Raw genomic sequence first — 22,266 nt, 5'->3', positions numbered from 1 at the left:
GGAGGCACTTTCCAATTCGGCAAAAAGCGAATATGTTCCCTATTTGTTCCTAAGCCGTAAATGAGTCAACCGGTCCTCCGCGCGATAGCGAGAAGCCAGCGAAGGTCCGGACCAGAAGCTCAAGGGATTCAGCAAATGGAATCACGGCTGTAGGTCAAGGTGAACCCTGTGCATATTTTTTTGGAACCTGAACGATGAGCCTGCTGACGTTGCGTGAGTTTCGAAGCCCGGTCATCACAGCCGAATGCCGGGCGTGTGACCGATATGTCGAACTCGACCGCAAAGCCCTCGTCAGGCAGTACGGCGCGAGCATCCGCTTCGTCGAACTGCGGCGTCGCCTGGCGGTCGGTTGCGAGAAAATGATCTGCCCAGATGGCGAGGACCGGTGTCAGACGCGGTTTCCGGGCCTTCTTGAGGCAAACCTGTATTTTGAAGGGAGCAGTTCAGATGACCAGTAAATCGGAAATGGCGATCCTGCCGCCGGACCTTGCGCTCGAAGGCGGAGTCATCTTCGGCCAGTATCCCGATGAAGCTCAACAAGCCGCCGTCGGATCGCGCTTGGATTTCTACAGACAGGAATGTGATCTCGTCAGAGAGTACGTTGAGGCTCTCGACGACAATATGGTGGCGGTCAGTTCCGTGGATGGTGCCGGCGACACCACGCATGGGTTGGCGCAGCTCGCCGATGTGCTCCTGAACTATGAAACGCTCATGCTGGAGCGCATCGGTCAGCTTGAATTCGAATTGAAGATTCTCGATGGTACGGCAGTGTTCCGCGAGGAAGAGGACTGCACATGTGCAATCTCTACAATCTGACATCCAACCAGCAAGCGATCAGGGATTTCATCGACATCACGCGTTACCGGGAGGGCAATCTCCCGCCATCCATCAACGTGCATCCGGATCGCCAGGGGCCGATTATCCGTGTTGATGCGGAGGGCGATCGCGAGCTGGCCATGTCGACCTGGGGCATGCCGACGCCCGAGGAGCATCTCGACGGCAAGCCCGACAAGGGGGTTACCAACGTTCGCAAAACATGGCTGCCCCATTGGCAGCAGTGGCTTGGCGTTCAGAACAGATGCCTCGTGCCGGCAACCGCGTTTTCCGAATACGAACAGGAGCCTGATCCGAAGACGGGCAAAAAGCCGCTACGCTGGTTCGCGCTGAACGAGGATCAACCGATATTTATGATGGCCGGTGTCCATACCCGCTGGAACGGGGCCCGTGGCCCGATCAAGGCGCCGAGGCTCGGCGAGCACGACATCTATGCTTTCCTCACAACCAATCCCAACGGTATCGTCAAGCCGATCCATCCCAAGGCTATGCCCGTTCTTCTGACGACAAGGGAGGAATGCGAGCTATGGCTGACAGCCGAGTGGAAGGACGCCAAGAAGCTTCAGCGTCCGCTGCCCGACAATCAGATGATCGTCCTACCGCGCTACACCGTCGTTGGCAGTTTAGGCGGGCATCCCAGCAAAGCGAAGGATCTCTTTGCCGGAATGTAACCGTTCGACGAGGCGATTATGTCTCGGCTGTCATCGTGGCCAGCACGTGACCCACGAGCGGCTCACATCGCGGACCTTCACCGCTCGTTTGAAATGTTATCGCGCGGTAGTCTGCGTGACTTTCCGAACACGGACCAGTCCGTTTTCGATGTCAACAATTCCAACCCCAAAGTGCCGAGCCAACTGTTCCCCATGGGATCGAGGGCCGGTGACCACACAGCTATCGACGCGGTATGTGGGGCAATCGCCAGAATTCCACCGCCGACACCCGATTTTGCCGGCAGTCCTACGCGATACGCAAAGTCGCCTGATCCATCGTACTGGCCGCACAACATCATGATCGACAGGATTCGCCGTGCTCGTCTGGCGGCTGCGATCTTTACGCCATCCTCATCATCCGGATCGTCGAGCATTAGAAACCGACCAGCCTTTGCAAGGCCCTGACAGTCCAAGGTTATGGCGCATTGATGGATATAGGCGTCCATCACCTTCTCAACTGCATGCTTCAGATTGCCGTGGTGCCTTGCCATGAACATCAAGGACCGGTTCAAATCTCCACCAGAGCGGTCACTCTCCATCACGTCGTGATCGAGTGTCGGGGGTTCACCATCGAGCATGCGTTTTACCAGGTCGACGACATGTCGGTCAGGACCTGACCGACCACCAATGCCGGCCAGGACATCGCAGACGACCAGCGCGCCGGCATTGATGAACGGATTGCGCGGAATGCCCTTGGCTCTTTCAAGATCGATGATCGAGTTAAAGGGATCGCCTGACGGATCCCTGCCGACCCGTTTCCAGAGTTTCTCACCCATGGCTTCCAGCGCGACCTCAAGGGCGAACACTTTCGAGATGGATTGAATGGGAAAACCGACGCCGGCGTTTCCTGCCGATGCCACATCCCCACTTCGGGTAAACACCGCAATACCAAAATGCTCGAACTCGCCCTTGCGAGGAACGGGCTTCCCACTTGCTTTGGCCTTCTCAACGGCTTCATCGTAGATGCCGGGTGCTGCCTTGCGAACCCGAGACACTACATCCTCAAGAAGCACCGTCAGTTCACCGGAATGACCAACCCCATCCATGTCAATCGCCACCTGACCGAGGTTTGCCATCTGACGCTGGCCAGTCGTTTGACGGCTCTTCGAGCGGCTGTTCGAGGACGGTATCGTCCATGGGGTCGGGATCGCGACCGTAGGCTTCGCGAAGCGCTTCCACCGCCGATGCCATCTCATCGAAGACATCGTGCGGCTTAGCGCCCTTCACTACGAAACTATCGACAAAGTCTTCAAGCCGTTCTCGCATCTCTTGTCGCAGGCGTTCAGACATCAGTTCCTCCAGGCCGTTTGGCTGCTTATGTTTTCGATAGTTCGATCCAGACAGGAGCGTGGTCGCTCGTGTGGTCCCAACCCCGAACATGTTTGTCCACTGTCGCGCGTCTCAGACCCGGCGCTAAGCTCGGGCTGAGGAGAAAGTGGTCTATGCGAAGGCCGGCGTCTCGCGTAAAGGCATTCCGAAGATACTTCCAGAAGGTGTAGATGCGTTCGTCTGGATGTAATTTCCGCACCGCATCCGTCCAACCCTGTTCGATCAATCTCGCATAGGCTGCCCTGACCTCAGGCCTAAACAGAGCGTCATCACGCCAACGCTCCGGTTTGTAGACGTCAAGATTGGTCGGCATGACATTGAAGTCACCGACAAGCGCGACGGGAATATCCAGATGAAGCAGTTCCGCTGCATAGCCATGCAGACGCTCAAACCAACGCAGTTTGTAGTCGAACTTCGGACCTGGCGCGGGGTTGCCGTTGGGTAGGTAGAGGCACCCTATTACGATACCGTCGATCGCTGCCTCGATGTAGCGACTGTGACTGTCGTCGGGATCTCCGGGTAGTCCACGGCGGGTCAAGATCGGCTCCTGATCGCGAGCAAGGATTGCGACGCCGTTCCAGGACTTCTGGCCATGCCAGATCGCGCTGTAGCCGGCCTTCTCAAGCTCGCCGTGCGGAAACTTATTGTCTGGCGCCTTCAATTCCTGCAGACAGACGACATCCGGCTTCGCTTCGGCGAGCCATCGAAGCAGCACCTCGAGACGACCGTTGATGCCGTTGACATTGTAGGTGGCGAGCTTCACCGCGCTTAGTGCTTTCGATCGCCCTTGTCACCTTGGCCCGGCTTGGCGTCATTCTTGGCGTCATGACGGGCATCTGCCGACAATGATCGCGAAACATCGGCGCTCTCCTTGAACTTGCCGTCCTCGTCGCGACGGATGTAACGCTTGTCGGTTCCTGTATCGATCATCTCACGCTTGCTCATGGCCTGTCTCCTTCGGTGGCTTTCTCCGAAACGCGCTTACAGGCTAAAAGATGCATGCGGATCAGGGCACCACGCGAAACAGGGGCGATTTGAAGACAGGGATTAGAGGTTCGGCAAACCGAACCGGTTCAGTCACGAGGCTTGCACACTTTAGAACGGTACTGACCGGCTTAATTCGCTTCCTCGGGAAGCCGGAGTTCCGTGATCATAACTTCAACCTTCTCGTCCATGGCAATCCGAAGATCCCGGATCAAGGTGGACGCGGTGAGGAGCGCCTGGCCGACCTCGCTGTCACTTTGATGTTCGAGTTTTGCAACAAAAGTTGCGAGTTTCACAAGTTGATCGGCATCCGTCCCGCTGCTCGGAATCCCAAGGATGTCGCACATATCCTTTATGGTGGCCAAGGCACGCTCCAGCAGCCTTTTACGCTCTGAACGGCTCAGCTTCGCCACTTCGTTTCCGGCCCGGAAGAGTTCAGCAATAAAGTCAGTCGTTGAAGTCATTGAAGATGCCGCAGCTCCGGAAAGGTACAACAAGGAGCGCTAAACCATGGTTGTGCATACGGAATTCGCCCCTGCCTCGCCTAAAATTTGCATGGCCGGAACCCGAAGTCTAGCGATCTGGCGATCCCAACAGCGTCTTTTTGTTGGGCCGATCGTCGCGATGATCTGCTTCCCCCCATTCGAGGTTCTCAGAGTCGACTCCTACGGATTCGAATGGTTGATTGCCAGGCGGACGAACCTGCATGGAGTACGAATGGGATCAAGGAAGAGCGCGGCGAGCGCGATTGATAAAGATGCCGGCGATGCTTGCTCTGACTGCCTCGGCACTAAGTTTGCCGGTTGCGGTGCTTCTCACAGCGGCTCCCCTCTAAGCAACTCGTATGCTGGCATCTCGCAAGTCAGACTACGCTTTTGACCTGCCAACTCGCGGAAGGACGGGAGCTCAATTCCGACGCCGCAGCGAGGACATCGTCCATTTTATAGGGCTTCGGAAGAAACCGTGCGCCGACCGGAAGATCGACGTCGTGGAAGTCGTAGCCGCCTGATGTCACCAGTATCCCAACGCTGTGGTCGTAAGCCCGCAAATGGCGAGCAAGGTCCAGACCGTTCAAGCCACCGGGCATATCGATGTCGGTAATCAGGACGTCCACTTTGTATTTCCCGAGGACCGCAACGGCCTCTAGCACATTGCCCGCTTCCAAAACCCCATAACCAGCATCTAGCAAGGCTTCGGCGAGTGCCATCCGGATCAAGAATTCATCTTCGACGATGAGAGCGGTACGCTGATACAGTTCCATTGTTCGTCTCCGAAGCGGTTTTAACCTCAACGCACCCCATTCGAAATCGCCTGCCCCTTCCTCTCAGTTTTTGCGAACAATCTTAATAAAATGCCAACAGACATGATCCGCGTAGTGGTCGTTCAAATTTCCTCGAACATAGGCGGTGAGCAGCAAGTGACAGGCGGCTGTTCGGTTTTCAACTCTCGTCGAGACGTTCCAGTTCGAAGAAGTAAATCCGATTGTCGCCCCTGATGGTCATCGCTCCCATAATACGCCCGTCATCGACGCGCCGGAAATGGTCAACAATCGGTTGGTCGTCATAAACCATCGCAGCGCTCATAACGCCTTCGAAGGAAACCGTGCGCAGGGACGCCACTTGGCGCCGCGCCCGAAGACCACGCTGAAGATATGAGAACAGATGGCGCAGGACAAGTAACCTGCCAAGGCTGGAAAAACGCAATGTCAGACGAAGAGGAATTTTCGAAGGATCGATCGCGACGAGCCGCTTTTCGCCCGAGCGAAACAGCAAGGCGTCTGCCCGAAAATCCGCAGTGAACCGCTTGCCAAACCAACCGAGGTTTTCAAGCACGCCGTCAAACGGATGATCAGACGGGATGCCTCGCCCTTTCCAGAGGCCGATCAGGGCTGCTGGTTCCACCGATGGGAGGAGGCAAAATTGTTCAAGAACCGTCAGTTGTTCGTTCACTGGATGACGTTGCCCCGTTCCGCCGTTCTCTGGACTTCCGCTTCGATCTTGCATCTCGACGGGCGTCACGCAACGCGTCAAGGGTTGGTATCCACCAGCCACGTCTGCGTTCAGTGTCAGATGGCGACAGTCGCGCGGGCCAGGTCGTCACCAATTCCTCAAGCGAGCCCTGCCGCCATGATGCCCATGCGTATTCATCATCATCCTCGACATCGAAGTAGAAGGCTCGGACGGTTTCCGCGTCTGCGAGCTCTCCATCCGTGCCGGTGAAGAACACAACACCGATGTGCGTGCTGATCGCGTGATCGAAGGGCGGAACATTATCGACTAGAACCGGGTATCGCTTGCGCCGTCGTTCTCTGGTTTTTGCCTTGGAGGCGGTATCTTCGTCTGTGCCTTTGATTGCGGCATGCCGTGCTTTCTTGGCTTCCGGTTCACTTCGCTCGGCTGCAGCCTCAATCTTAGGCCAGCGCCGACGCAAATCCTCGAAGGAGCGATATGGTACCGTCCAGAGCCGCCGATCGGCGTCCCATCGTGCGTAAGGGATCTCCCGTATCTCGTGGACAAGAGTCTTTGAATAGGGCGTGCGGATCTGCAACATCCCAGCCGCAGCCTCGAGGTAACGGCTCTCGATTGGATCGAAGGCGAAGGCATCCCTGCCCTTCTCGTCGGCGAACGCATCAGCCTCAGCCTCCATCTGGGCCAGCCAGCGCCCGATACGCTTCTGCGCGGTTTGGCCGGGAACAAACCATGCTTTTAGGTCGTCGTTCCATCTTGCGCGGGGAAAGGACGTCCGGAACCGCCCGACAGTCATCCGGTCATGCGGAAGGTCGGTCGTGGCTCCGACAACAGTCGGAGGTCGGTTCTGGTCTGCCTTCTCCATAGTCTCCTGCCTCTACGCAGCCTTGTTTTTGGCTGTACTCAAGCGTTTGATCGCCTGCTCCAATGGCCGCTGACCGTCGCAGTAATCCTGCCAAGCGGTGCTTTTGTCCAATAGGCCCGGCACGGTACGGATCGTGAACCGCTGGGGGTCGAGACCGGCTTTCACCTGGCTCCAGTTGAGCGGCATAGACACGGTTGCGCCGGGGCGGGCACGAGGGGATAGCGGGGCAACCGCCGTCGCCATCCGATCGTTGCGCAGGTAATCAAGGAATATCCGCCCTTCCCGCTGCGCCTTAGCCATCTTGATCAGGTAGAGTTCCGGATTGTCCCGCGCCATCTCCCGACAGACGTCGTGGGCGAAACCCTTTGCCTCGTCCCAACTGAGCTTCTTACCCGTCGATACAGAAAGGGGCGTCACGACGTGGAGCCCCTTGCCGCCAGTTGTTTTGCAGAAGCTGACAAGTCCAAGCTCTTCCAGCCGGTCGCGGATCTCGCGGGCAGCTTCGATGACGGTAGTAAATTCGACATCAGGTCCGGGGTCGAGGTCGAAGACCAGTCGACCCGGTACCTCTGGCTGCCCAGGCTGACAGTTCCAGGGATGCAATTCGACACCGCCAAGTTGGGCTATCGCGGCCAATCCTTCCACGCGATCGATTTGCAAATACGGCTTCTTGTCGCCAAAGACAGTCACCAGCTCAAGGAGATTGGAGCTACCGGGCATGGCGTGTCGTTGGAAGAACTGCTCACCTTCAATCCCGTCCGGGGTGCGAATTATTGAGCATGGCCGACCCTTGATGTGATCAATCAGCCAAGTACCGACTGCCTGGTAGTAGCGGGCAAGCTCGACCTTTGTCACCGGCTCGCCGTTACCGGCATCCGGCCAAAGCTGCTTGTCAGGACTGGAGACCATAACACCCATGACCTCCTCTTTCCCTTGTCGGCGAGGCCGCGTCCTGGCTGGCTTGGTCGGCTCGGGATCGGGAACGTCGGTCTTCGAGGGCGATGCCGGCATCTCAGCCTCGACCTCCTCGGCCGGCTTATCCTCACGCAATCCTTTAAAGGCGGCCTGTCGGACCTGGCCATCTGCCGTCCAGCCCGCGAATTCGATTTCCGCGACGAGTTCCGGCTTCAGCCAGACAATATCGGCAGACTTCTTCGGTGCACCCATTCCAGTGAACGGCGAGGTGGTTGTCTCCATCTCTCGCAGCCTTGGCAGCAGCTTCTCGACAGTCTTGGCACCGTAGCCGGTGCCAACACGGCCGACATGGACGAAATGGTTGCCCCTGAAGACGCCGACAAGCAGCGATCGGAACTTGCCGTTGGTCGTGGCGTAGGCGCCGATGACGACCTCATGGCCGGCCCGGCATTTCGATTTCGCCCAGGTATCGCTACGGCCTGACCTATAGGGTGCATCCGCCTGTTTGGAGATGATACCTTCGAGCGACAGCCGGCAGGCAGATTTCAGCACCGCGTCACCCCCGGTCTCGAAGTGCTCGACGTATCGCAGACGTGGATCGTCGCCGCTCTCGGTCAAAAGGGATTCCAGTCTCTGTTTTCGCTCGACCAATGGCAACTCTCGCAGATCCTCACCACCTGCGAACAAAAGATCGAAAGCGAAATAGACTAGATTGTCTGTCTTGCATTCCGAGAGGGCAGCCTGAAGCGCGGCAAAATCGGGTGCGCCTTTTTCGTCGAGCGCACAGATCTCACCGTCAACGATACAATCGGAAAGGGCCAAGGCTGATTTTGCGATGGCGCCATACTTTGCTGTCCAGTCAAGGCCCTTGCGAGTCTTCAGCGTTACGTCCCCGTTTTCAATGCGCATCTGGATGCGGTAACCGTCAAACTTAATCTCGTGGATCCAACCGGTTGCCGACGGTGGGCGTGCCAAACTCTCGCAGAGCTGCGGCGCGATAAAACCTGGCAATACGGATTTGGTACGCTTAGTTTTCGTCTGCTGCTTCGCAGACCTTGAAGCCGAGCTCGCTCCTGCCTTGCGCTCCTCGGCGGCAAGTCCGTGGTTGCTATCCCAGACAGCATCGGCTTCGACATCGCCACCTTGGATCATGAAGGGTTTCGGCTTTTTTCCCTTGCCGGCAGCAATCGCATCCATCGGACGTCCTGATGCAACAGAAGTGTCGTTCTCCTCCAGAACCGCGGCGCCGTTTTCTTCGACCGAGTAGTCATCGTGGTGTTTGATCAACAGCCAGTTCGTCCGTTTGCCGCCATCGCGATCATGTCGCATCCGGACGAGGACGAAACTGCCATGCAGCCTGTCGCCCTCCAAGGTGAACTTGAAGTCGCCTTTAGCCAGAGCTTCTTCCGGCGTGCGGTTACCCTCGGGTTCCCAGTAGCCGCGGTCCCAGAGCATGACTGTGCCGCCGCCATATTGGCCCTTCGGGATGGTCCCCTCAAAATCACCGTAGTCGAGCGGATGATCTTCGACCTCGACGGCAAGACGTTTGTCCTGCGGATCGAGCGACGGGCCTTTGGTCACGGCCCAGGATTTGAAGACACCGTCGAGCTCGAGCCGCAGGTCGTAGTGCAATCGCGTCGCGTCGTGCTTCTGGATAACGAAGCGTCGACGGTTGGACGCAACGAGTTTGCCTGACCCACTTGGTTCCTGCGTCAGCTTGAAGTCGCGCTTCGCTTTGTATTTGGAAAGTTTGTCGTCTGCCATCGGAACCTCGGACACCTTGGACGCTGATTGGCCATAACGCCCAGTTTCGACAAAAGATGCGTCGACGGGATGCCAATCCAAACCGATTGCTGCAAAAGCTAAAAACATTGAAGAGGTACGCTCGCGTTGCCGAGACTGGAACCTTCATTCAAATGGTTCGTTGGCGGTGAGATAAACGACGCCAGACCCACAGAATGATCAACTCCCAAGAGCTGTTCGGTCTTGAAGCATTATTATAATAAGGGATAGCGAAGATGCAGATCGATGTCATCGAACATTTGGCGGCAAAGTACCTGGAGGTCGGCGGACAGGGAAGATTGGACGGCCATCAAATCTTCGTTCGGCAGCTTGACGATGAAACCGAGGAAGCCGCTTTCCTTTGGAAGGAAGAGGTCGAAGGTCTGATCGGGGACGATCGCCGCAGATTTGAGTTGTTGGTCGACGAACTCCGTCTGGCTGCAAATTAGCTACCACGCGAACTGCTGCACTTAAGGTCGATTTTGGATTCAAAGAACGGCGCCCGCTTGTTGTCTACCAACGAGGAACAATCCTGCGCCCCACCCGTTTTTCGAGGATTCCCACGGAGTAAATCGCATGGCACCTCGCTCGTTCTGGAAGGGCTATCTCAAGCTTTCTCTCGTCAACTGCGCGGTTTCGATGGTTCCGGCGACGACTGAGAGCGAAAAGGTTCGCTTCCATACACTGAACCGCGCGACAGAAAACCGGGTTGTCAGTCGCTACGTCGACTCCGTCACGGGGCGCGAGGTCGATGAGGACGATGAGGTCAAAGGTTTTGAGCGAGGTGAAGACGAGTATGTCATGCTTGAGGATGACGAAATCGATGCGGTCGCGCTGGAAAGTACCCGCACGATAAACATCGAAACATTTGTACCCAAGGACGACATCGAGTGGATCTGGTATGACACTCCGCACTACCTCACACCATCCGATAAAGTCGGTCAGGAGGCCTTCGCTGTCATACGCGAGGCGATGGCAAGCCGTGAGGTCGTCGGCATTTCCAAGCTTGTGATGTACCGACGGGAGCGGGCCGTGATGCTGGAGCCCCGCGATAATGGCATTATTCTCTGGACGCTTCGATACGGCGATGAGGTGCGGGATCCTAAGGAATTCTTCAGCGCTATAAGTTCGGAGAAATCTGAGTCAGGCTATATGCAGCTTATGGAAAAGTTCATCGAGGCTCGCTCCACACCGTGGGACCCCTCTATTGTCGATGATCCTGTCCAGGACCGGATCCTCGATATGATCGCGAAACGGAAAAAAACGAAGGCAAAGAAAAAGGCTCCAGCGAAAGTAGAAACAAAGGGGCCGAGCAATGTCATCGACATAATGGATGCTCTTAAGAAAAGCCTTGAATCATCGACGAAATAGGCGTTAACCCGCTTTCCTTGTCACTGCTTTCTTCTTCGGCGGTGTCGCTGATTTCTTGACGGTTTTTGCCTTGGTGCTCTTCTCGCTAGACTTAATGCCGGCACTTTGCCGCAAGGCTTCCATCAGATCGACGACCTTCGTAGGCTCCGGAACGGGTTGGGGCTTTATTTTCCTGCCTTCGATCTTGGCTTTGACGACTTCAGTCAGCGCGTCCTCATATCGATCTTGGAACTTGCTCGGATCGAACTTCCCGACTTTTCCACCAATAATATGATTAGCAAGCTCAAGCATCTCCGCTTCAATTTTCAAGTTCGGTGTATCGCTGAAGGCATCCTCGGCCGAACGAACCTCGTACTCAAAGTTAAGGGTCGATGCGACCAGGCCCTTGTCGTGGGGCCGGATAAGCAGTTTGCGGACGCGTCGAAACAAAACGGTTTCGGCGATCGCTGCTACCTTTTTTTTCTTCAGACCGTCGCGAATTAGATTGAAGACCTCGTTGCTCTGTTTGTCAGCAGGAGCGAGATAGTAGGGTTTGTCGAAATAGACGTCGTCAATCTCATCGCAGTTTATAAAACTCTCCGCATCCAGCATTTTATCGGCATCTGGAACTGCAGCGGCAATCTCGTCCTGTTCGAAGACGATGTAACGACCGCTGGAATCCTCATAACCTTTTACCTGATCATCTCGCTCGACGACCTTGCCCGTTTCGCTGTCGACAAACTCGCGTCGAACTCGGTTTCCGGTTTTGCGATTAAGAGTGTGAAAGGAAATTCGCTCTGAGGTCGATGCGGCAGTGTAGAGCGCAACAGCGCAGGTGAGCTCTCCGACTTTGAGGAAGCCTTTCCAATTTGCGCGTGGTGCCATTCTGCCTCTCCTTATCTCACGAAATGCTAACGCGCCAGGTTGGTTCCGTGACGCCGAAGCCAAAGATTTAAATGCATCTTGCGTCTTGATCACAAAGTGAAAGCAGCTCGGCAGTTTGATTTCTGAGGTGCCAGCGGTCGTGTCGTTTTTTGAAAGTCGCGCTTCGCAAGATGGTTCTGGCCTTAAGGGACTCCACTTATGATCAACGCCCTGAAACCCGGATAGCACCATCCTCCCCCAGACTGCGCTGCACTGCTGGAGTTTGGCTCAAGGCAATATCGGCCGAAACCTCGATTTCGCCAGCGAGTGGGGCATCGTCGCGATCACCATGATCATGAGAAACATCGCCGCCGGATAGCTCCGAACCCACTGTGTTTTCCGCCGATGCCGACTGAATGAAAATGTCCGGACGCGAAATGCCGTGTTGTTGAACAAGATGTTCGACGGCAAGGTCGGCTGCCGCTCGGCTTTCGAAAATTGCGCGAATTGTCGTGGTGCTATCGTCTGCCATGAACCTGTCTCCTCAATTTTTCGATATCGGAATACAAACGCACTGGACGATGAGTAGTTTCTTCGAACTGATAGCACTATCGGTTATCTGATCGGCGCGGTGCTTGACGTGGTCTGTTTCTGTGAGAATCTACACCTGAACAATGTACCCGAGAGCTGCCGTGGATCCGGTCTCAAATTTTTGCATCGAGTTGAATGCGTGGCTATTTCGGCTCTTTGGCCTCGCTAGCCTTGCAACCCTTCTTGCGCAGATTTGTTGGTGGCTGTTTTCAGGGAACTGGCAACCTGTCAGCGTCTTGACCTTTATTGATCTGGTAGCATTTGGCGCGGAACCGGGAGTTTTTCGGGTTAACGGGTATCTTGCAGAATTTCCTCTATCCGGAGCATTCGCTGTCCTGTCGGTTGCAATGCTTCCTGTCATGATCCTGGTAGCCGCGGCATTGGCGGTTGTCCGTCGAATGAGATAACGATCAAACTCCAAATTTAGATCGAAAAATCCGGGACGCAAGTTCACTTTTTGTTCGCGCTCGCATATAAGTCTCGGATCGCCTCGCTTTTTTCCTGAGGGCGGCAAATACGGCGCCACGATCGATATGACAGCTTACCTCGACAAACTGAACGACCGCCAACGAGAGGCAGTGGAATACGGTGCTGGCACGTCGCAAGGTGCAGCCAGCAGACCCTTACTGATCATTGCTGGCGCCGGCTCGGGAAAGACCAATACGCTCGCCCACCGGGTTGCTCATCTGATCGTCAAGGGTGCCGATCCGCGCCGCATCCTGCTCATGACGTTCTCGCGTCGAGCCTCATCGGAAATGGCACGTCGTGTTCAACGCATCTGTCGGCAGGTGCTCGGCGATAGTTCGGCGATCATGACCGATGCCCTAACCTGGTCAGGAACCTTCCACGGTATCGGCGCACGACTGCTGCGAATGTATGCCGAGCAGATTGGCCTCAACATCGACTTCACAATTCATGACCGCGAGGACAGCGCCGATCTCATGAACCTCGTACGTCATGAGCTGGGTCTTTCGAAGACAGACAGTCGTTTCCCGACCAAAGGCCATTGCCTGGGAATCTATTCGCGTGTGGTCAATTCCGAGGGGGCGATCGTCGACATTCTGAAATCAGCTTATCCATGGGCGATGGGCTGGCAAGAGCAGTTGAAGCAGCTCTTTGCAGCCTACGTCGAAGCAAAACAGACACAGAACGTGCTCGATTATGATGATCTGCTGCTCTACTGGGCACAGATGATGTCCGACCCGGAACTGGCAGCAGATGTCGGAGCGCGCTTCGACCATGTCCTTGTCGATGAATACCAGGACACCAACAAACTCCAGGCGTCGATCCTGTTTGCCATGAAGCCGGATGGCGACGGCTTGACCGTGGTCGGCGACGACGCCCAGTCGATCTATTCGTTCCGGGCGGCAACCGTTCGCAACATCCTTGACTTTCCCAAGGCATTTTTGCCGCAACCCGCTGACGTCATCACCCTTGACCGGAACTACCGCTCGACCCAGCCGATCCTTGCGGCTGCGAACGGTGTCATCGACTTGGCGCGAGAACGCTTCACCAAGAACCTCTGGACGGATCGGGCATCAGAACAACGCCCGTGGCTGGTCACGGTCAAGGACGAAACCGATCAGGCGAACTACATTGCCGAGCAGGTCTTGGCCAACAGGGAAATCGGGATTGCGCTGAAACAACAAGCGGTTCTGTTTCGGGCATCCAATCACAGCGGAGCGCTCGAGGTTGAGCTGAACCGGCGCAATATTCCCTTCGTCAAATTCGGTGGCTTGAAGTTTCTCGACAGCGCGCATGTCAAGGATCTCCTCGCTGTTCTCAGATTTGCGCAGAACCCACGCGATCGTGTCGCCGGCTTCCGGCTCCTTCAGATGCTGCCAGGTATCGGGCCGCAAACAGCAGGGAAAATCCTCGACACGATCGCAGCGGATCCGGAACCGTTGCAATCGCTGGCGGAGATTCCACCGCCACCCAAGACAGGAGAGGATTGGCCATCCTTCGTAACGATGCTGACGTCTCTCCGGAAACGCGAAGGCAGTTGGCCAAGTGAACTTGAGACAGCCCGCATCTGGTACGAGCCCCATCTTGATAGGGTTCACGAGGATGCCGATACGCGCAAAGCTGATCTGCTCCAGCTTGAGCAGATTGCGGCTGGCTACCCAAGCCGCGAACGGTTCCTGACAGAGCTAACCCTGGATCCTCCGGATGCAACCAGCGATCAAGCCGGCGTGCCTCTGCTGGATGAGGACTATTTGATCCTCTCGACCATCCATTCCGCCAAAGGCCAGGAATGGCGATCCGTCTTCATGTTGAACGTGGTCGACGGTTGTATTCCATCCGATCTCGGCGTCGGCTCCACAGCAGAAATCGAGGAAGAACGGCGCTTGCTCTATGTTGGCATGACACGGGCGCGGGATAATTTGGCACTCGTGCTGCCGCAACGGTTTTTCACCTACGGCCAGAACACCCAGGGCGATCGACATGTTTACGCCTCGCGGACACGGTTCATTCCGGCGACGCTCCTGCAATTTTTCGAAGTGATAAGCTGGCCGAAGGTGTCGCCTCAAGCGGCTGAGCGCAGCGCCCGTCAGATCAGGATCGACGTCGGCGCTCGCATGCGCTCCATGTGGAAGTAGTTTCCATGAGCCATGCCGCGCCACCACCGGTTCGCAAAATCATCCACGTCGATATGGATGCCTTCTACGCGTCGGTGGAACAGCGAGATAACCCCGAACTCCGCGGCAAGCCGCTGGCGGTGGGCAGTGCAGCCGCCCGCGGCGTTGTTGCGGCTGCCAGCTATGAGGCCCGGAAGTTTGGTGTACATTCCGCAATGCCGTCGGTAACGGCGGCACGAAAATGTCCCGATCTGAGCTTCGTCCCTCCACGCTTCGACGTCTATCGCACGGTCTCGCAGCAAATCCGGGATATCTTCGCCGAGTATACGCCGCTCATCGAACCGTTGTCGCTTGACGAAGCCTATCTCGATGTGACCGAAAACTTGAAGGACATGCCGGTTGCGACCGAGATTGCGTTGGAGATCCGTGCCAAGATCAAGGTGGTGACCGGCCTCAACGCTTCGGCCGGTATCTCCTACAACAAGTTCCTTGCGAAGATGGCATCGGACCTCAACAAGCCGAACGGCCAGGCGGTGATTACGCCAAAAAACGGAGAGGCTTTCGTGGAGAGGCTCGCCGTCAAGAAATTCCATGGGATCGGGCCAGCAACCGCGGAGATAATGCACAAACTGGGAATTGAGACGGGTGCCGACCTGAAAGCGCAATCGCTCCAGTTTCTCACACGCCACTTCGGCAAGTCGGGACCGTATTTCTATGGCATTGCCCGCGGGATCGACGACCGTCAGGTGCGGCCTGATCGGGTCAGAAAATCCGTCGGTGCCGAGGACACGTTTGTCGATGACATCGACGATCTCGACCTTGCTACCAGCGAATTGAAACCGCTCGCCGAGAAGATTTGGAGCTATTGTGAGGCGAAAGGATTCAGCGGGAAAACGGTTACCGTCAAAATCAAGTATTCCGATTTCACCCAGGCGACGCGATCCAGGAGCGGCACACGGCCCTTCACCAATTGCAACCAGATTCTCCAGACCGCAGCCGACCTGCTGGCGACCGTCCATCCATTCAAGCGGTCCATCCGACTGCTCGGCGTGACCTTGTCTTCGCTGACCACCGAGGGTAACGCGGGCCAAGGGGAACAACCGCAGCTCGGATTTGATTTATGATTGAGAAAGTAACGGAGAGAACCGTCAACAGTGCCAACCGCTCGCGTCCGCGTTGTTGATCTCGAAACAGCCGGCAATGGCGCGAACGACGTCTGCGAGATTGGTTGGCAGGATGTTGTTCTCGGTGACAATGGTCGTTGGGTCGTGACCGAGGAGCGCGGCGCGCGGCTGGTCAATCCGGGGCGCCCCATATCTCCCGACACGATGGCGGTGCACCATATTCTCGATGAGCAGGTCGCCGACGCCCCTTACTGGAAACAGGTCGCACCCGACATCCTGCGCCCAGATGGTGAGGTCACAGCGCTGGCGGCTCACCGCGCCGCTTTCGAGCAACGATACTGTACGCCTCGCCTCAGCGGCGGCACACCCTGGATATGTACCTGGAAATGCGCGTTGCGTGTTTGGCCTGAACTGCAGCGATTTTCCAACCAGATGTTGCGTTATCAGCGCATGCCAGAAGGACTTGTCCATGACATCGGCCTGCCGGCTCATCGAGCCATGCCGGACGCCTATGTCACCGCCCACCACCTGCGCGACTTGCTGAACACCGCTTCAATCGAGCAACTTTTGAAGTGGAGCGCTGAGCCCGGCCTGCTACCCCGTGTGCCGTCAGGGCCGGATCGCGGCAAGAGCTGGGATCGGCTCAGTTCGGAGACGCTTCGGGAATATCTTCGCGACCGGGATGCAGACATTCGTTTCAGCGCTCAGAACGAATTGGAGAGGCGCGGCAATGCCGAGCAGTCTGATGTCGATGAGCCGACGCAAGGGTCATTCCTATGACGCAAGACATCTCACGGCCACGATATCCCGACACACCGGACGGTCGATATTTCGTGGTGCGCGGACGCCTCTGGCGAAAGAGCAATCCGGCACTCGATGCAGAAACGAAAGGTCGACTGGTCAAGGAATTGATGTCGGCACGGCGCGCTGTCCGGGATGCGAAGGATGACTCGGACAAGCTTGCGTCTGCACGCCGCAAGGTCGACACGGCAAAGACCGCGCTCGGTGAACGCGGTCCTGTCTGGTGGGCCGACGGGGCACCGGATTTCAACCGGTATCTCGTTGGGAATACGCCCTATGCTGCCTGGTACGATGGCGTGCAAAAATAGCCGGGCCAAAGGATTGATCAGATCCGGGCGCCGCCCGTCGCGTCGATGATCTGCCCGGTGGTCCAGCGCGCATCATTCGATGCCAGGAAGGCGATCACATCGGCGATGTCGTCGGCACGGCCCACACGCGAGAAGACCGAGAGTGCCTCGGCGCCGGCGCGCGCATCCGGCGACGCCAGCCATTCGGCATTCATGTCCGTTTCGGTGACGCCCGGCATGACGGCATTGATCGTAATGCCACGGACCGCGAACTCGGGCGCCAGCGCCAGAGTCAAGGTCTCCAGTGCCCCCTTGGAGGCCGCATAGGCCGGATGGGTCGGTGCTGCAATCCGGGTGAACCCTGTGGAGACGTTGATGATCCGGCCATTGTCGCGAATATGGTCCGCGACCGCCTGGATCAGGAAGAACGGCGCCTTGTAGTTGATGGTCATCACTTCGTCGAAGACAGCCTCGCTCGTCTGTTTCAAGGGGAGTGCAGGAGCAATGCCGGCATTGTTGACGAGGATATCGAGGGTAGCCGCCCCCGTCTGCACATGCGCGGCGTCGCTGAACTGTGCCCATAGGCTATCGGCGGCTTCTTTGCCTTGCCGCAGATCAGCCTTCACCGCGACCGCCTTGACGCCCAATGCCTCTATATCGCGCACGGTAGCCTTGGCCGCATCCGGATTGGCGGTGTAGTGCACACCGATCAGCGCGGCACCCTCCTTTGCAAAAGCGAGCGCGACCGCCCGTCCGATACCCCGTGAGCTTCCGGTGATAAGCGCTGTCTTCTCTGCCAGTTTCTTGGACATGGTCTACTCCGTTGCCAATTAAAATAGTGATCGCTATATTAAGGTTCGAAACACGCCTGTCAAGATTTAAATAGGGATCACTATTTTAATGAAAGAGCCGGTTCGTAAAAGAGGAAGGCCGCGCGTGCTTGATCGCGACACCGGGCTCGACATCGCGGCACGCCTGTTTTGGGAGCGCGGCTATGAAGGAACTTCGACCGCTGACCTTACCAAGGCCATGGGGATCAACCCGCCGACACTCTATTCCACCTTCGGTTCGAAAGAGGAGTTGTATCGTCAGGCGCTGGACTTCAGCATCGCCCGTGAAAGTGCCCACCGCGGGAAAATCCTGACATCCGCCCTGCCCGCTTACGAGGCCCTCAGCCGCTACCTCTACAATATTGCCGATGGCGACACCCAACCGGACAAGCCTGCTGGCTGCATGGTTTCGACGGCCGTTCTTCAGCATGCGGAAGAGAATGCCTCCGTCGCTCGAATGACGGCAGCCCTTCGCGAAGAATCGATGCAGGTTCTCAAGGTCCGCTTCGATCGCGCCGTCAGCGAGGGCGAGTTGCCGGCCGGGACCGATACGGACACGCTCGCGCGCTTCTACGGTGCGATTATCCAGGGCATGTCGGCACAGGCCTGCGACGGCGCCTGCAACGCGCTTCTGAAACGGTTGATCGACGTTGCCCTGACGGCATGGCCCGGAAAACGCAAGACTGTCGCCCGAAGCTCGGATTGAAGACGCGTCAGCCACTCATTCTGACCGCAAGGATTGCCAAGCGGGATCTCGAGCCGTTCGATCACCTTCGGCAAAAGCATTTTCCGCAGGATCGCAGTGTCCTAGGCGCGCATCTGACGATGTTTCACCCGCTGCCGGGCGAATATCGGGAGACGATCGGCGAGACGCTGAAGAACGTCGCGGTGCATGAAGAGATGATGACGGCCAAGGTCAGCGGGCTCCGACATCTCGGCGCGGGTGTCGCCTTCGTCATCACATGCCCGGCGTTGGAGGACTGGCACCCGCCAGGACAAAATTCTCGACCAAGGCGCGCTGCGGCAATATCGCCCGCCCCCTTTCGGTCCGCCGGCAGAAGGACTATGCCGGCGTGAATTGCCTCGGTCCTAGAAGAGGGCGAGAAGCTTTCTGCGCCCAGAGGGATTTCAGCCGCCCCGATCGGATCGATGCCGAAGATCAAGCGGGCGGCCTCAGACCGTCCTGCACCAACGATGCTGGCAAGGCAGACAATCTCGCCCGCGCGCAGATCGAAAGTGACATCCGTCACACGAGCATTTCCGCGTCCGGATATAGGCGCCGCCAGATAGCGCACCTCGAGCGCCACATCACCGGGAGCAGCCGCCTGTCGCCTGTGCCGATCTCAATGTCGCGACCCGCCATCGCGCGGATCAACCGCGCATTGCTGACAGCAGCCATGTCTCCCTCGTGACCATCCTGAAAGGGTGTAGCGGACTATCGAGTGCAGCGAAGAACACATCATCGAAATGGTAAAAACTTAAATTTAAACATTATGGAATCCTCGTAAACCTTTAAAAAAAGAAGATTTTCCATTCTCGGTAAGGTTTCTCACCGATTGCAACACTGGAACGGACACTTCCGAGAATTGGCTTTCTCAATGCCGTCCAAATTGTGGGCCGGTTTACCTCATTACCTCCGCCAAGCTTGGCGGAGGGTCAGCCAAGATGTCCAGAAGATCTGAAAGCGCCATCAAACAGACCTCTCCGTCTCCGTGAACGTCGATAAATCGAGGCGTTCCGTGGAGGGCGTCAACTGACATCGTCAGCAGAATTTTCCTTGCTTGGCGTAGAGGCATTGGCTTACCGCCGACGCCTCTGAGCTCCACGGCAATCTGCGCTTTGCGGTCGGCTACGACTTTGCTTTTTAGACCCCGGACGACAAGCTTCCAGGATACGGTTCCAGACGCCCTCATAACGTCTCCTCCCGTCGCAGCATCGTTTCAACTACTCGGCCATCAACGCACCCCATAACTTCCAGTTGCGTCGCCAGTAGCTCGATAACGTTTGCGTGCCGCTCCACGATCCCCTTAGCTCGCTTCCACTGCCTCAGCAGAACTTGTTCGACCCGTTCTCGAACGATAGGAACCTGTCGACGCACAGCCTCAAGCTCGGCTGAGGACGAGCCGGAGTAATATACGAGCCCCTCGCCCATCCCGAGCTGCACATCCATCCACGTCGCGATGTCCGTCGCCTTATGAATGTCCGACCCCTCTCCGCCGGAACCTTTGCAGGCTGACCCGAGAATGACCTCTTCAGCCAACCTTCCGCCGAGGAGCATTGCGATCTGGTCGAGCAACATTTGCCGATCCACCTCGACATCTTCGTTGGGCATGAATTCGGTGACACCTGCGTGCGCGCGACGACCACGAATTTCGTCAAGGACTACCACTTCTTTCAGCGTGCCGACACCAAGATGCAGGCCGACGATGGCATGACCAGCCTCGTGGACAGCTACCGTGCGGCGACGAGCGCCTTCGATCTTCAGCGCCGGCGGTAGGAATTCAGACACCATGGGCGCCGTAATCGCACATCCGTTTCTTCGGGCCGACCTGCGGATGTCACGCCCGATTTTTTCAAAGTCCGCGCCGCTGAAGCCTTCCGTCGCAGCAACAATTTCTGCGATGTCGACGTCGGTCAGATCGCTACTGAAGTAGCGCCGGCACAGCGATGCGCGCGTTGCGACATCAGGCAACTGGATCTCGATGTGGCCGTCTAACCTTCCGGCGCGTCGAAGTGCTGCGTCGATCTTTTCCGGGAAATTCGTCGCTCCAACGATCACGACGCCTTCCAGCCGGTCATAGCCATCGACGAGCTCCAGGAGGCAGTTCACGACCTGCGTCCAGTATTGAACGTGGTTTCCGCGCAGGGTCGACCTATCGCCGATCCCGTCAAGTTCATCGAGGAAAAGGATGCAGGGGCTGTTTTTCGCCGCCACCGCGAAGCTACCGCGCATCGCGTCGAGCACATCGTTCAGGTAACCGGCAGCGAGCCAACTGCTTACTGACGTGGCAACGATGTCGATCCCACAGGTGCGGGCCAGCGCCGAAGCGAACAGGGTCTTTCCGCACCCCGGCGGGCCGCTGAGCAGAATTCCCTTATCGATGTCCGACCAAGCGATCGCACCGCGCTTCCAACTCGAAATGTCGTCAGCGAGCGCGAGACCCCAATCTCGAGCTTTTCCATAGCCGTCAAGCTCGGCGAGACTTGGCCCCTCCTGGGTTGGCGGTGCGGTTGAAACCGCGGCCTGAAGGCGTTCCAACACTTTCTTATAGGGGCGTCCGATCCGAATTGAAGCGAATACTTGCACAAGAGGATACGCCAGCAGCGCATCGGCCTCCTTCACCGTTAAGGCCTGCCCATGCGCGAGCTTTACCGCGCTCACGAGGTCAACGGCACGGACCAAGGCAACGTCGATGATCTTATCGGCCGCGGCAACGAGAGGCGAAGGAACCTCGGTGTGAAGCGGCCATAAAACGATCACTGATTCACCTGCTTCGATGCCGCCGTCGATGGCATCCGTGTTCAGTCCGCGCTTCCGGTGAGCGACCGGTAGATACGCCCTGAACCTTTCGAGCTGTGGGTATCGTTTTACAAGAAGCTTAGCTGCAGTGAGATAGACTGGCTCATCCGCGCCTTCGGGCAATTTTAAGACGAGTACGAACTGACGGTCTGCCGCTGATTTAAGGAATACGCCCCCGCGGCGGATGGCGGTTTTCAAAGTCTGCCCGTAGGCAGCGTGTGCGACGGTTAGCTTGGCAGGAAGTAGTGTCATCTATCAACCCTCAACGTTGTGACCGGTGGACAATCGTGTCCGGCCCGATCAAGCAAGTGTCGAGATCCATCGAGACGAACCGATGTAGCGCCATCCAGGCGATACCGGTCAGCGGCGGCACCTCCCGGAACACATGGAAGGTCTCGGCGACCGTCATGGAACCCACCTCGTCCAGTGCGGCCAAAAACCGAACTCTGTCGTTCAAGGGGGTGCGATGCCTCGCGAAACGCAAAATATCCTTCGCGTTTTGCAGGCGAAACCCAGTTTGGATTTCATCCTTTGATACGAACCGATGCCGACGTCTCGCGCAAGCGATCGTCTCAGTGATGGCGGGATCGCCTGTGATTTCGACGGCGTCCAGGAACTCGCGGGTTCCGTCACTGTAATCAACCATGAAATCGACGATGTGCACGCCGTCCTCGACGTCGACGCCGAAGCACAAGCATGACCAGGCGACTACGGTTTCGTGAACGTCGAGAAGGCAAGCAAGGTCGCGTGCGAGCTGGCTCTTAAATGCCGGGGAACCAGCACAGCGGATTGTGGCAAGGGGGAAGAAGACATTGATTGACGCTTTGCGAAAGGCAGCGTCGATGATCACGTGGTCAGCAAGCTTTTCCATGTTGAAAATCCAAAATACGGTGAGACCAGCCGCGGGAGCGGCGTTCAGTGTCAGCGGTCGATG

At 57.1% G+C, this 22,266-nt stretch carries 25 protein-coding genes; 10 read left to right on the top strand and 15 right to left on the bottom strand.

The annotated features are described in order from the left end of the window. The first annotated feature begins 194 nt into the window (after window positions 1-194). The 3 genes from ACST81_RS13120 to ACST81_RS13110 are packed head-to-tail and all read left to right on the top strand — an operon-like array spanning window position 195 to window position 1,505. The gene (locus tag ACST81_RS13120) at window positions 195-458 is read left to right on the top strand and encodes a hypothetical protein (RefSeq protein ID WP_438748291.1); all 264 of its coding nucleotides are present in this window, start codon (window positions 195-197) and stop codon (window positions 456-458) included. Then, the gene (locus ACST81_RS13115) at window positions 448-816 is read left to right on the top strand and encodes a hypothetical protein (protein ID WP_438748288.1); all 369 of its coding nucleotides are present in this window, start codon (window positions 448-450) and stop codon (window positions 814-816) included. The genes ACST81_RS13120 and ACST81_RS13115 overlap by 11 nt, the downstream gene beginning before the upstream one ends. Beyond that, window positions 795-1,505, top strand: a complete 711-nt coding sequence (locus ACST81_RS13110) for an SOS response-associated peptidase (RefSeq protein WP_438748286.1) — start codon at window positions 795-797, stop codon at window positions 1,503-1,505. Before ACST81_RS13115 ends, ACST81_RS13110 begins: the two co-directional genes overlap by 22 nt. 77 nt (window positions 1,506-1,582) lie before the next feature. Here ACST81_RS13110 and glsA read toward each other — a convergent pair whose 3' ends face one another. From glsA to ligD, 9 genes are all read right to left on the bottom strand, one after another. Beyond that, a complete protein-coding gene (gene glsA, locus ACST81_RS13105; protein WP_438748284.1) occupies window positions 1,583-2,620 on the bottom strand; it encodes a glutaminase A in 1,038 nt (345 codons plus the stop codon). Next, window positions 2,592-2,834 (bottom strand): hypothetical protein, encoded by a 243-nt coding sequence (locus ACST81_RS13100; RefSeq protein ID WP_438748282.1) that lies wholly within the window; start codon window positions 2,832-2,834, stop codon window positions 2,592-2,594. The genes glsA and ACST81_RS13100 overlap by 29 nt, the downstream gene beginning before the upstream one ends. Window positions 2,835-2,859: 25 nt before the next feature. After that, window positions 2,860-3,636: an exodeoxyribonuclease III gene (xth, locus tag ACST81_RS13095; protein WP_438748279.1), complete on the bottom strand. Its 777-nt coding sequence runs from the start codon at window positions 3,634-3,636 to the stop codon at window positions 2,860-2,862. Window positions 3,637-3,641: 5 nt separating this feature from the next. Beyond that, the gene (locus tag ACST81_RS13090; RefSeq protein ID WP_438748278.1) at window positions 3,642-3,818 is read right to left on the bottom strand and encodes a hypothetical protein; all 177 of its coding nucleotides are present in this window, start codon (window positions 3,816-3,818) and stop codon (window positions 3,642-3,644) included. 170 nt (window positions 3,819-3,988) lie between these two features. Next, a complete protein-coding gene (locus tag ACST81_RS13085) occupies window positions 3,989-4,321 on the bottom strand; it encodes a hypothetical protein (RefSeq protein WP_438748276.1) in 333 nt (110 codons plus the stop codon). Window positions 4,322-4,719: 398 nt separating this feature from the next. Then, the gene (locus ACST81_RS13080; RefSeq protein ID WP_438748275.1) at window positions 4,720-5,118 is read right to left on the bottom strand and encodes a response regulator; all 399 of its coding nucleotides are present in this window, start codon (window positions 5,116-5,118) and stop codon (window positions 4,720-4,722) included. A gap of 178 nt (window positions 5,119-5,296) precedes the next feature. Next, window positions 5,297-5,860, bottom strand: coding sequence for a DUF4334 domain-containing protein (locus ACST81_RS13075; RefSeq protein ID WP_438748273.1), 564 nt, complete (start codon window positions 5,858-5,860; stop codon window positions 5,297-5,299). Continuing rightward, window positions 5,781-6,689, bottom strand: a complete 909-nt coding sequence (locus tag ACST81_RS13070) for a hypothetical protein (RefSeq protein ID WP_438748272.1) — start codon at window positions 6,687-6,689, stop codon at window positions 5,781-5,783. Before ACST81_RS13070 ends, ACST81_RS13075 begins: the two co-directional genes overlap by 80 nt. Before the next feature lie 12 nt (window positions 6,690-6,701). Next, window positions 6,702-9,368, bottom strand: coding sequence for a DNA ligase D (ligD, locus tag ACST81_RS13065; protein ID WP_438748271.1), 2,667 nt, complete (start codon window positions 9,366-9,368; stop codon window positions 6,702-6,704). 254 nt (window positions 9,369-9,622) lie between these two features. On the opposite strand from ligD, the gene ACST81_RS13060 reads away from it, so the two are divergent. Then, the gene (locus ACST81_RS13060) at window positions 9,623-9,835 is read left to right on the top strand and encodes a hypothetical protein (RefSeq protein ID WP_438748269.1); all 213 of its coding nucleotides are present in this window, start codon (window positions 9,623-9,625) and stop codon (window positions 9,833-9,835) included. Window positions 9,836-9,962: 127 nt separating this feature from the next. Beyond that, window positions 9,963-10,757, top strand: a complete 795-nt coding sequence (locus tag ACST81_RS13055) for a Ku protein (RefSeq protein WP_438748268.1) — start codon at window positions 9,963-9,965, stop codon at window positions 10,755-10,757. 3 nt (window positions 10,758-10,760) lie between these two features. Here ACST81_RS13055 and ACST81_RS13050 read toward each other — a convergent pair whose 3' ends face one another. Together ACST81_RS13050 and ACST81_RS13045 are read right to left on the bottom strand one after the other, a co-directional pair. Further along, window positions 10,761-11,621: a Ku protein gene (locus tag ACST81_RS13050; RefSeq protein ID WP_438748266.1), complete on the bottom strand. Its 861-nt coding sequence runs from the start codon at window positions 11,619-11,621 to the stop codon at window positions 10,761-10,763. Between the two features lie 202 nt (window positions 11,622-11,823). Next, window positions 11,824-12,132 (bottom strand): hypothetical protein, encoded by a 309-nt coding sequence (locus ACST81_RS13045; protein WP_438748264.1) that lies wholly within the window; start codon window positions 12,130-12,132, stop codon window positions 11,824-11,826. A gap of 592 nt (window positions 12,133-12,724) precedes the next feature. On the opposite strand from ACST81_RS13045, the gene ACST81_RS13040 reads away from it, so the two are divergent. Genes ACST81_RS13040 through ACST81_RS13025 form a run of 4 tightly spaced genes read left to right on the top strand, consistent with a single transcriptional unit; the run spans window position 12,725 to window position 17,003 of the window. Then, the gene (locus tag ACST81_RS13040) at window positions 12,725-14,791 is read left to right on the top strand and encodes an ATP-dependent helicase (protein WP_438748262.1); all 2,067 of its coding nucleotides are present in this window, start codon (window positions 12,725-12,727) and stop codon (window positions 14,789-14,791) included. A gap of 5 nt (window positions 14,792-14,796) precedes the next feature. Beyond that, a complete protein-coding gene (gene dinB, locus ACST81_RS13035) occupies window positions 14,797-15,894 on the top strand; it encodes a DNA polymerase IV (RefSeq protein WP_438748260.1) in 1,098 nt (365 codons plus the stop codon). Between the two features lie 30 nt (window positions 15,895-15,924). Next, a complete protein-coding gene (locus ACST81_RS13030) occupies window positions 15,925-16,674 on the top strand; it encodes an exonuclease domain-containing protein (RefSeq protein WP_438748258.1) in 750 nt (249 codons plus the stop codon). Beyond that, complete coding sequence (locus tag ACST81_RS13025; RefSeq protein ID WP_438748257.1) at window positions 16,671-17,003, top strand: hypothetical protein; 333 nt, start codon at window positions 16,671-16,673, stop codon at window positions 17,001-17,003. Before ACST81_RS13030 ends, ACST81_RS13025 begins: the two co-directional genes overlap by 4 nt. Window positions 17,004-17,020: 17 nt before the next feature. Here the strand turns inward: ACST81_RS13025 and ACST81_RS13020 are convergent, their stop codons facing one another. Further along, window positions 17,021-17,794 carry an SDR family oxidoreductase gene (locus ACST81_RS13020; protein WP_438748255.1) on the bottom strand — a complete coding sequence of 258 codons (774 nt, stop codon included), beginning with the start codon at window positions 17,792-17,794 and terminating at the stop codon, window positions 17,021-17,023. An 88-nt stretch (window positions 17,795-17,882) separates the two neighbouring features. On the opposite strand from ACST81_RS13020, the gene ACST81_RS13015 reads away from it, so the two are divergent. Then, the gene (locus ACST81_RS13015) at window positions 17,883-18,518 is read left to right on the top strand and encodes a TetR/AcrR family transcriptional regulator (RefSeq protein WP_438748253.1); all 636 of its coding nucleotides are present in this window, start codon (window positions 17,883-17,885) and stop codon (window positions 18,516-18,518) included. Between the two features lie 124 nt (window positions 18,519-18,642). On the opposite strand, the gene ACST81_RS13010 is transcribed toward ACST81_RS13015, so the two are convergent. From ACST81_RS13010 to ACST81_RS13000, 3 genes are all read right to left on the bottom strand, one after another. After that, complete coding sequence (locus ACST81_RS13010) at window positions 18,643-19,062, bottom strand: hypothetical protein (protein ID WP_438748251.1); 420 nt, start codon at window positions 19,060-19,062, stop codon at window positions 18,643-18,645. Window positions 19,063-19,721: 659 nt separating this feature from the next. Then, a complete protein-coding gene (locus tag ACST81_RS13005) occupies window positions 19,722-21,584 on the bottom strand; it encodes an AAA family ATPase (RefSeq protein ID WP_438748250.1) in 1,863 nt (620 codons plus the stop codon). Between the two features lie 10 nt (window positions 21,585-21,594). Beyond that, window positions 21,595-22,203 (bottom strand): hypothetical protein, encoded by a 609-nt coding sequence (locus ACST81_RS13000; protein WP_438748249.1) that lies wholly within the window; start codon window positions 22,201-22,203, stop codon window positions 21,595-21,597. Window positions 22,204-22,266 lie beyond the last annotated feature (63 nt).

It is taken from the genome of Pararhizobium sp. O133 (assembly GCF_051669845.1).
In the GTDB taxonomy this organism is placed as follows: domain Bacteria; phylum Pseudomonadota; class Alphaproteobacteria; order Rhizobiales; family Rhizobiaceae; genus Pararhizobium.
The sequence above is the reverse complement of the archived record's forward strand: the minus strand, read 5'-3'. Positions and strand labels throughout refer to the sequence as shown.

Coding starts and splice junctions, on each gene's coding strand:
- dinB (WP_438748260.1), top strand. CDS start 14,797: ATGAGCCATGCCGCGCCACCACCGGTTCGCAAAATCATCCACGTCGAT.
- ACST81_RS13090 (WP_438748278.1), bottom strand. CDS start 3,818: ATGAGCAAGCGTGAGATGATCGATACAGGAACCGACAAGCGTTACATC.
- ACST81_RS13055 (WP_438748268.1), top strand. CDS start 9,963: ATGGCACCTCGCTCGTTCTGGAAGGGCTATCTCAAGCTTTCTCTCGTC.
- ACST81_RS13060 (WP_438748269.1), top strand. CDS start 9,623: ATGCAGATCGATGTCATCGAACATTTGGCGGCAAAGTACCTGGAGGTC.
- ACST81_RS13115 (WP_438748288.1), top strand. CDS start 448: ATGACCAGTAAATCGGAAATGGCGATCCTGCCGCCGGACCTTGCGCTC.
- ACST81_RS13085 (WP_438748276.1), bottom strand. CDS start 4,321: ATGACTTCAACGACTGACTTTATTGCTGAACTCTTCCGGGCCGGAAAC.
- ACST81_RS13075 (WP_438748273.1), bottom strand. CDS start 5,860: ATGCAAGATCGAAGCGGAAGTCCAGAGAACGGCGGAACGGGGCAACGT.
- ACST81_RS13070 (WP_438748272.1), bottom strand. CDS start 6,689: ATGGAGAAGGCAGACCAGAACCGACCTCCGACTGTTGTCGGAGCCACG.
- ACST81_RS13015 (WP_438748253.1), top strand. CDS start 17,883: ATGAAAGAGCCGGTTCGTAAAAGAGGAAGGCCGCGCGTGCTTGATCGC.
- ligD (WP_438748271.1), bottom strand. CDS start 9,368: ATGGCAGACGACAAACTTTCCAAATACAAAGCGAAGCGCGACTTCAAG.
- ACST81_RS13000 (WP_438748249.1), bottom strand. CDS start 22,203: ATGGAAAAGCTTGCTGACCACGTGATCATCGACGCTGCCTTTCGCAAA.
- ACST81_RS13080 (WP_438748275.1), bottom strand. CDS start 5,118: ATGGAACTGTATCAGCGTACCGCTCTCATCGTCGAAGATGAATTCTTG.
- ACST81_RS13025 (WP_438748257.1), top strand. CDS start 16,671: ATGACGCAAGACATCTCACGGCCACGATATCCCGACACACCGGACGGT.
- ACST81_RS13120 (WP_438748291.1), top strand. CDS start 195: ATGAGCCTGCTGACGTTGCGTGAGTTTCGAAGCCCGGTCATCACAGCC.
- ACST81_RS13045 (WP_438748264.1), bottom strand. CDS start 12,132: ATGGCAGACGATAGCACCACGACAATTCGCGCAATTTTCGAAAGCCGA.
- ACST81_RS13110 (WP_438748286.1), top strand. CDS start 795: ATGTGCAATCTCTACAATCTGACATCCAACCAGCAAGCGATCAGGGAT.
- ACST81_RS13005 (WP_438748250.1), bottom strand. CDS start 21,584: ATGACACTACTTCCTGCCAAGCTAACCGTCGCACACGCTGCCTACGGG.
- ACST81_RS13050 (WP_438748266.1), bottom strand. CDS start 11,621: ATGGCACCACGCGCAAATTGGAAAGGCTTCCTCAAAGTCGGAGAGCTC.
- ACST81_RS13100 (WP_438748282.1), bottom strand. CDS start 2,834: ATGTCTGAACGCCTGCGACAAGAGATGCGAGAACGGCTTGAAGACTTT.
- ACST81_RS13020 (WP_438748255.1), bottom strand. CDS start 17,794: ATGTCCAAGAAACTGGCAGAGAAGACAGCGCTTATCACCGGAAGCTCA.
- glsA (WP_438748284.1), bottom strand. CDS start 2,620: ATGGCAAACCTCGGTCAGGTGGCGATTGACATGGATGGGGTTGGTCAT.
- ACST81_RS13040 (WP_438748262.1), top strand. CDS start 12,725: ATGACAGCTTACCTCGACAAACTGAACGACCGCCAACGAGAGGCAGTG.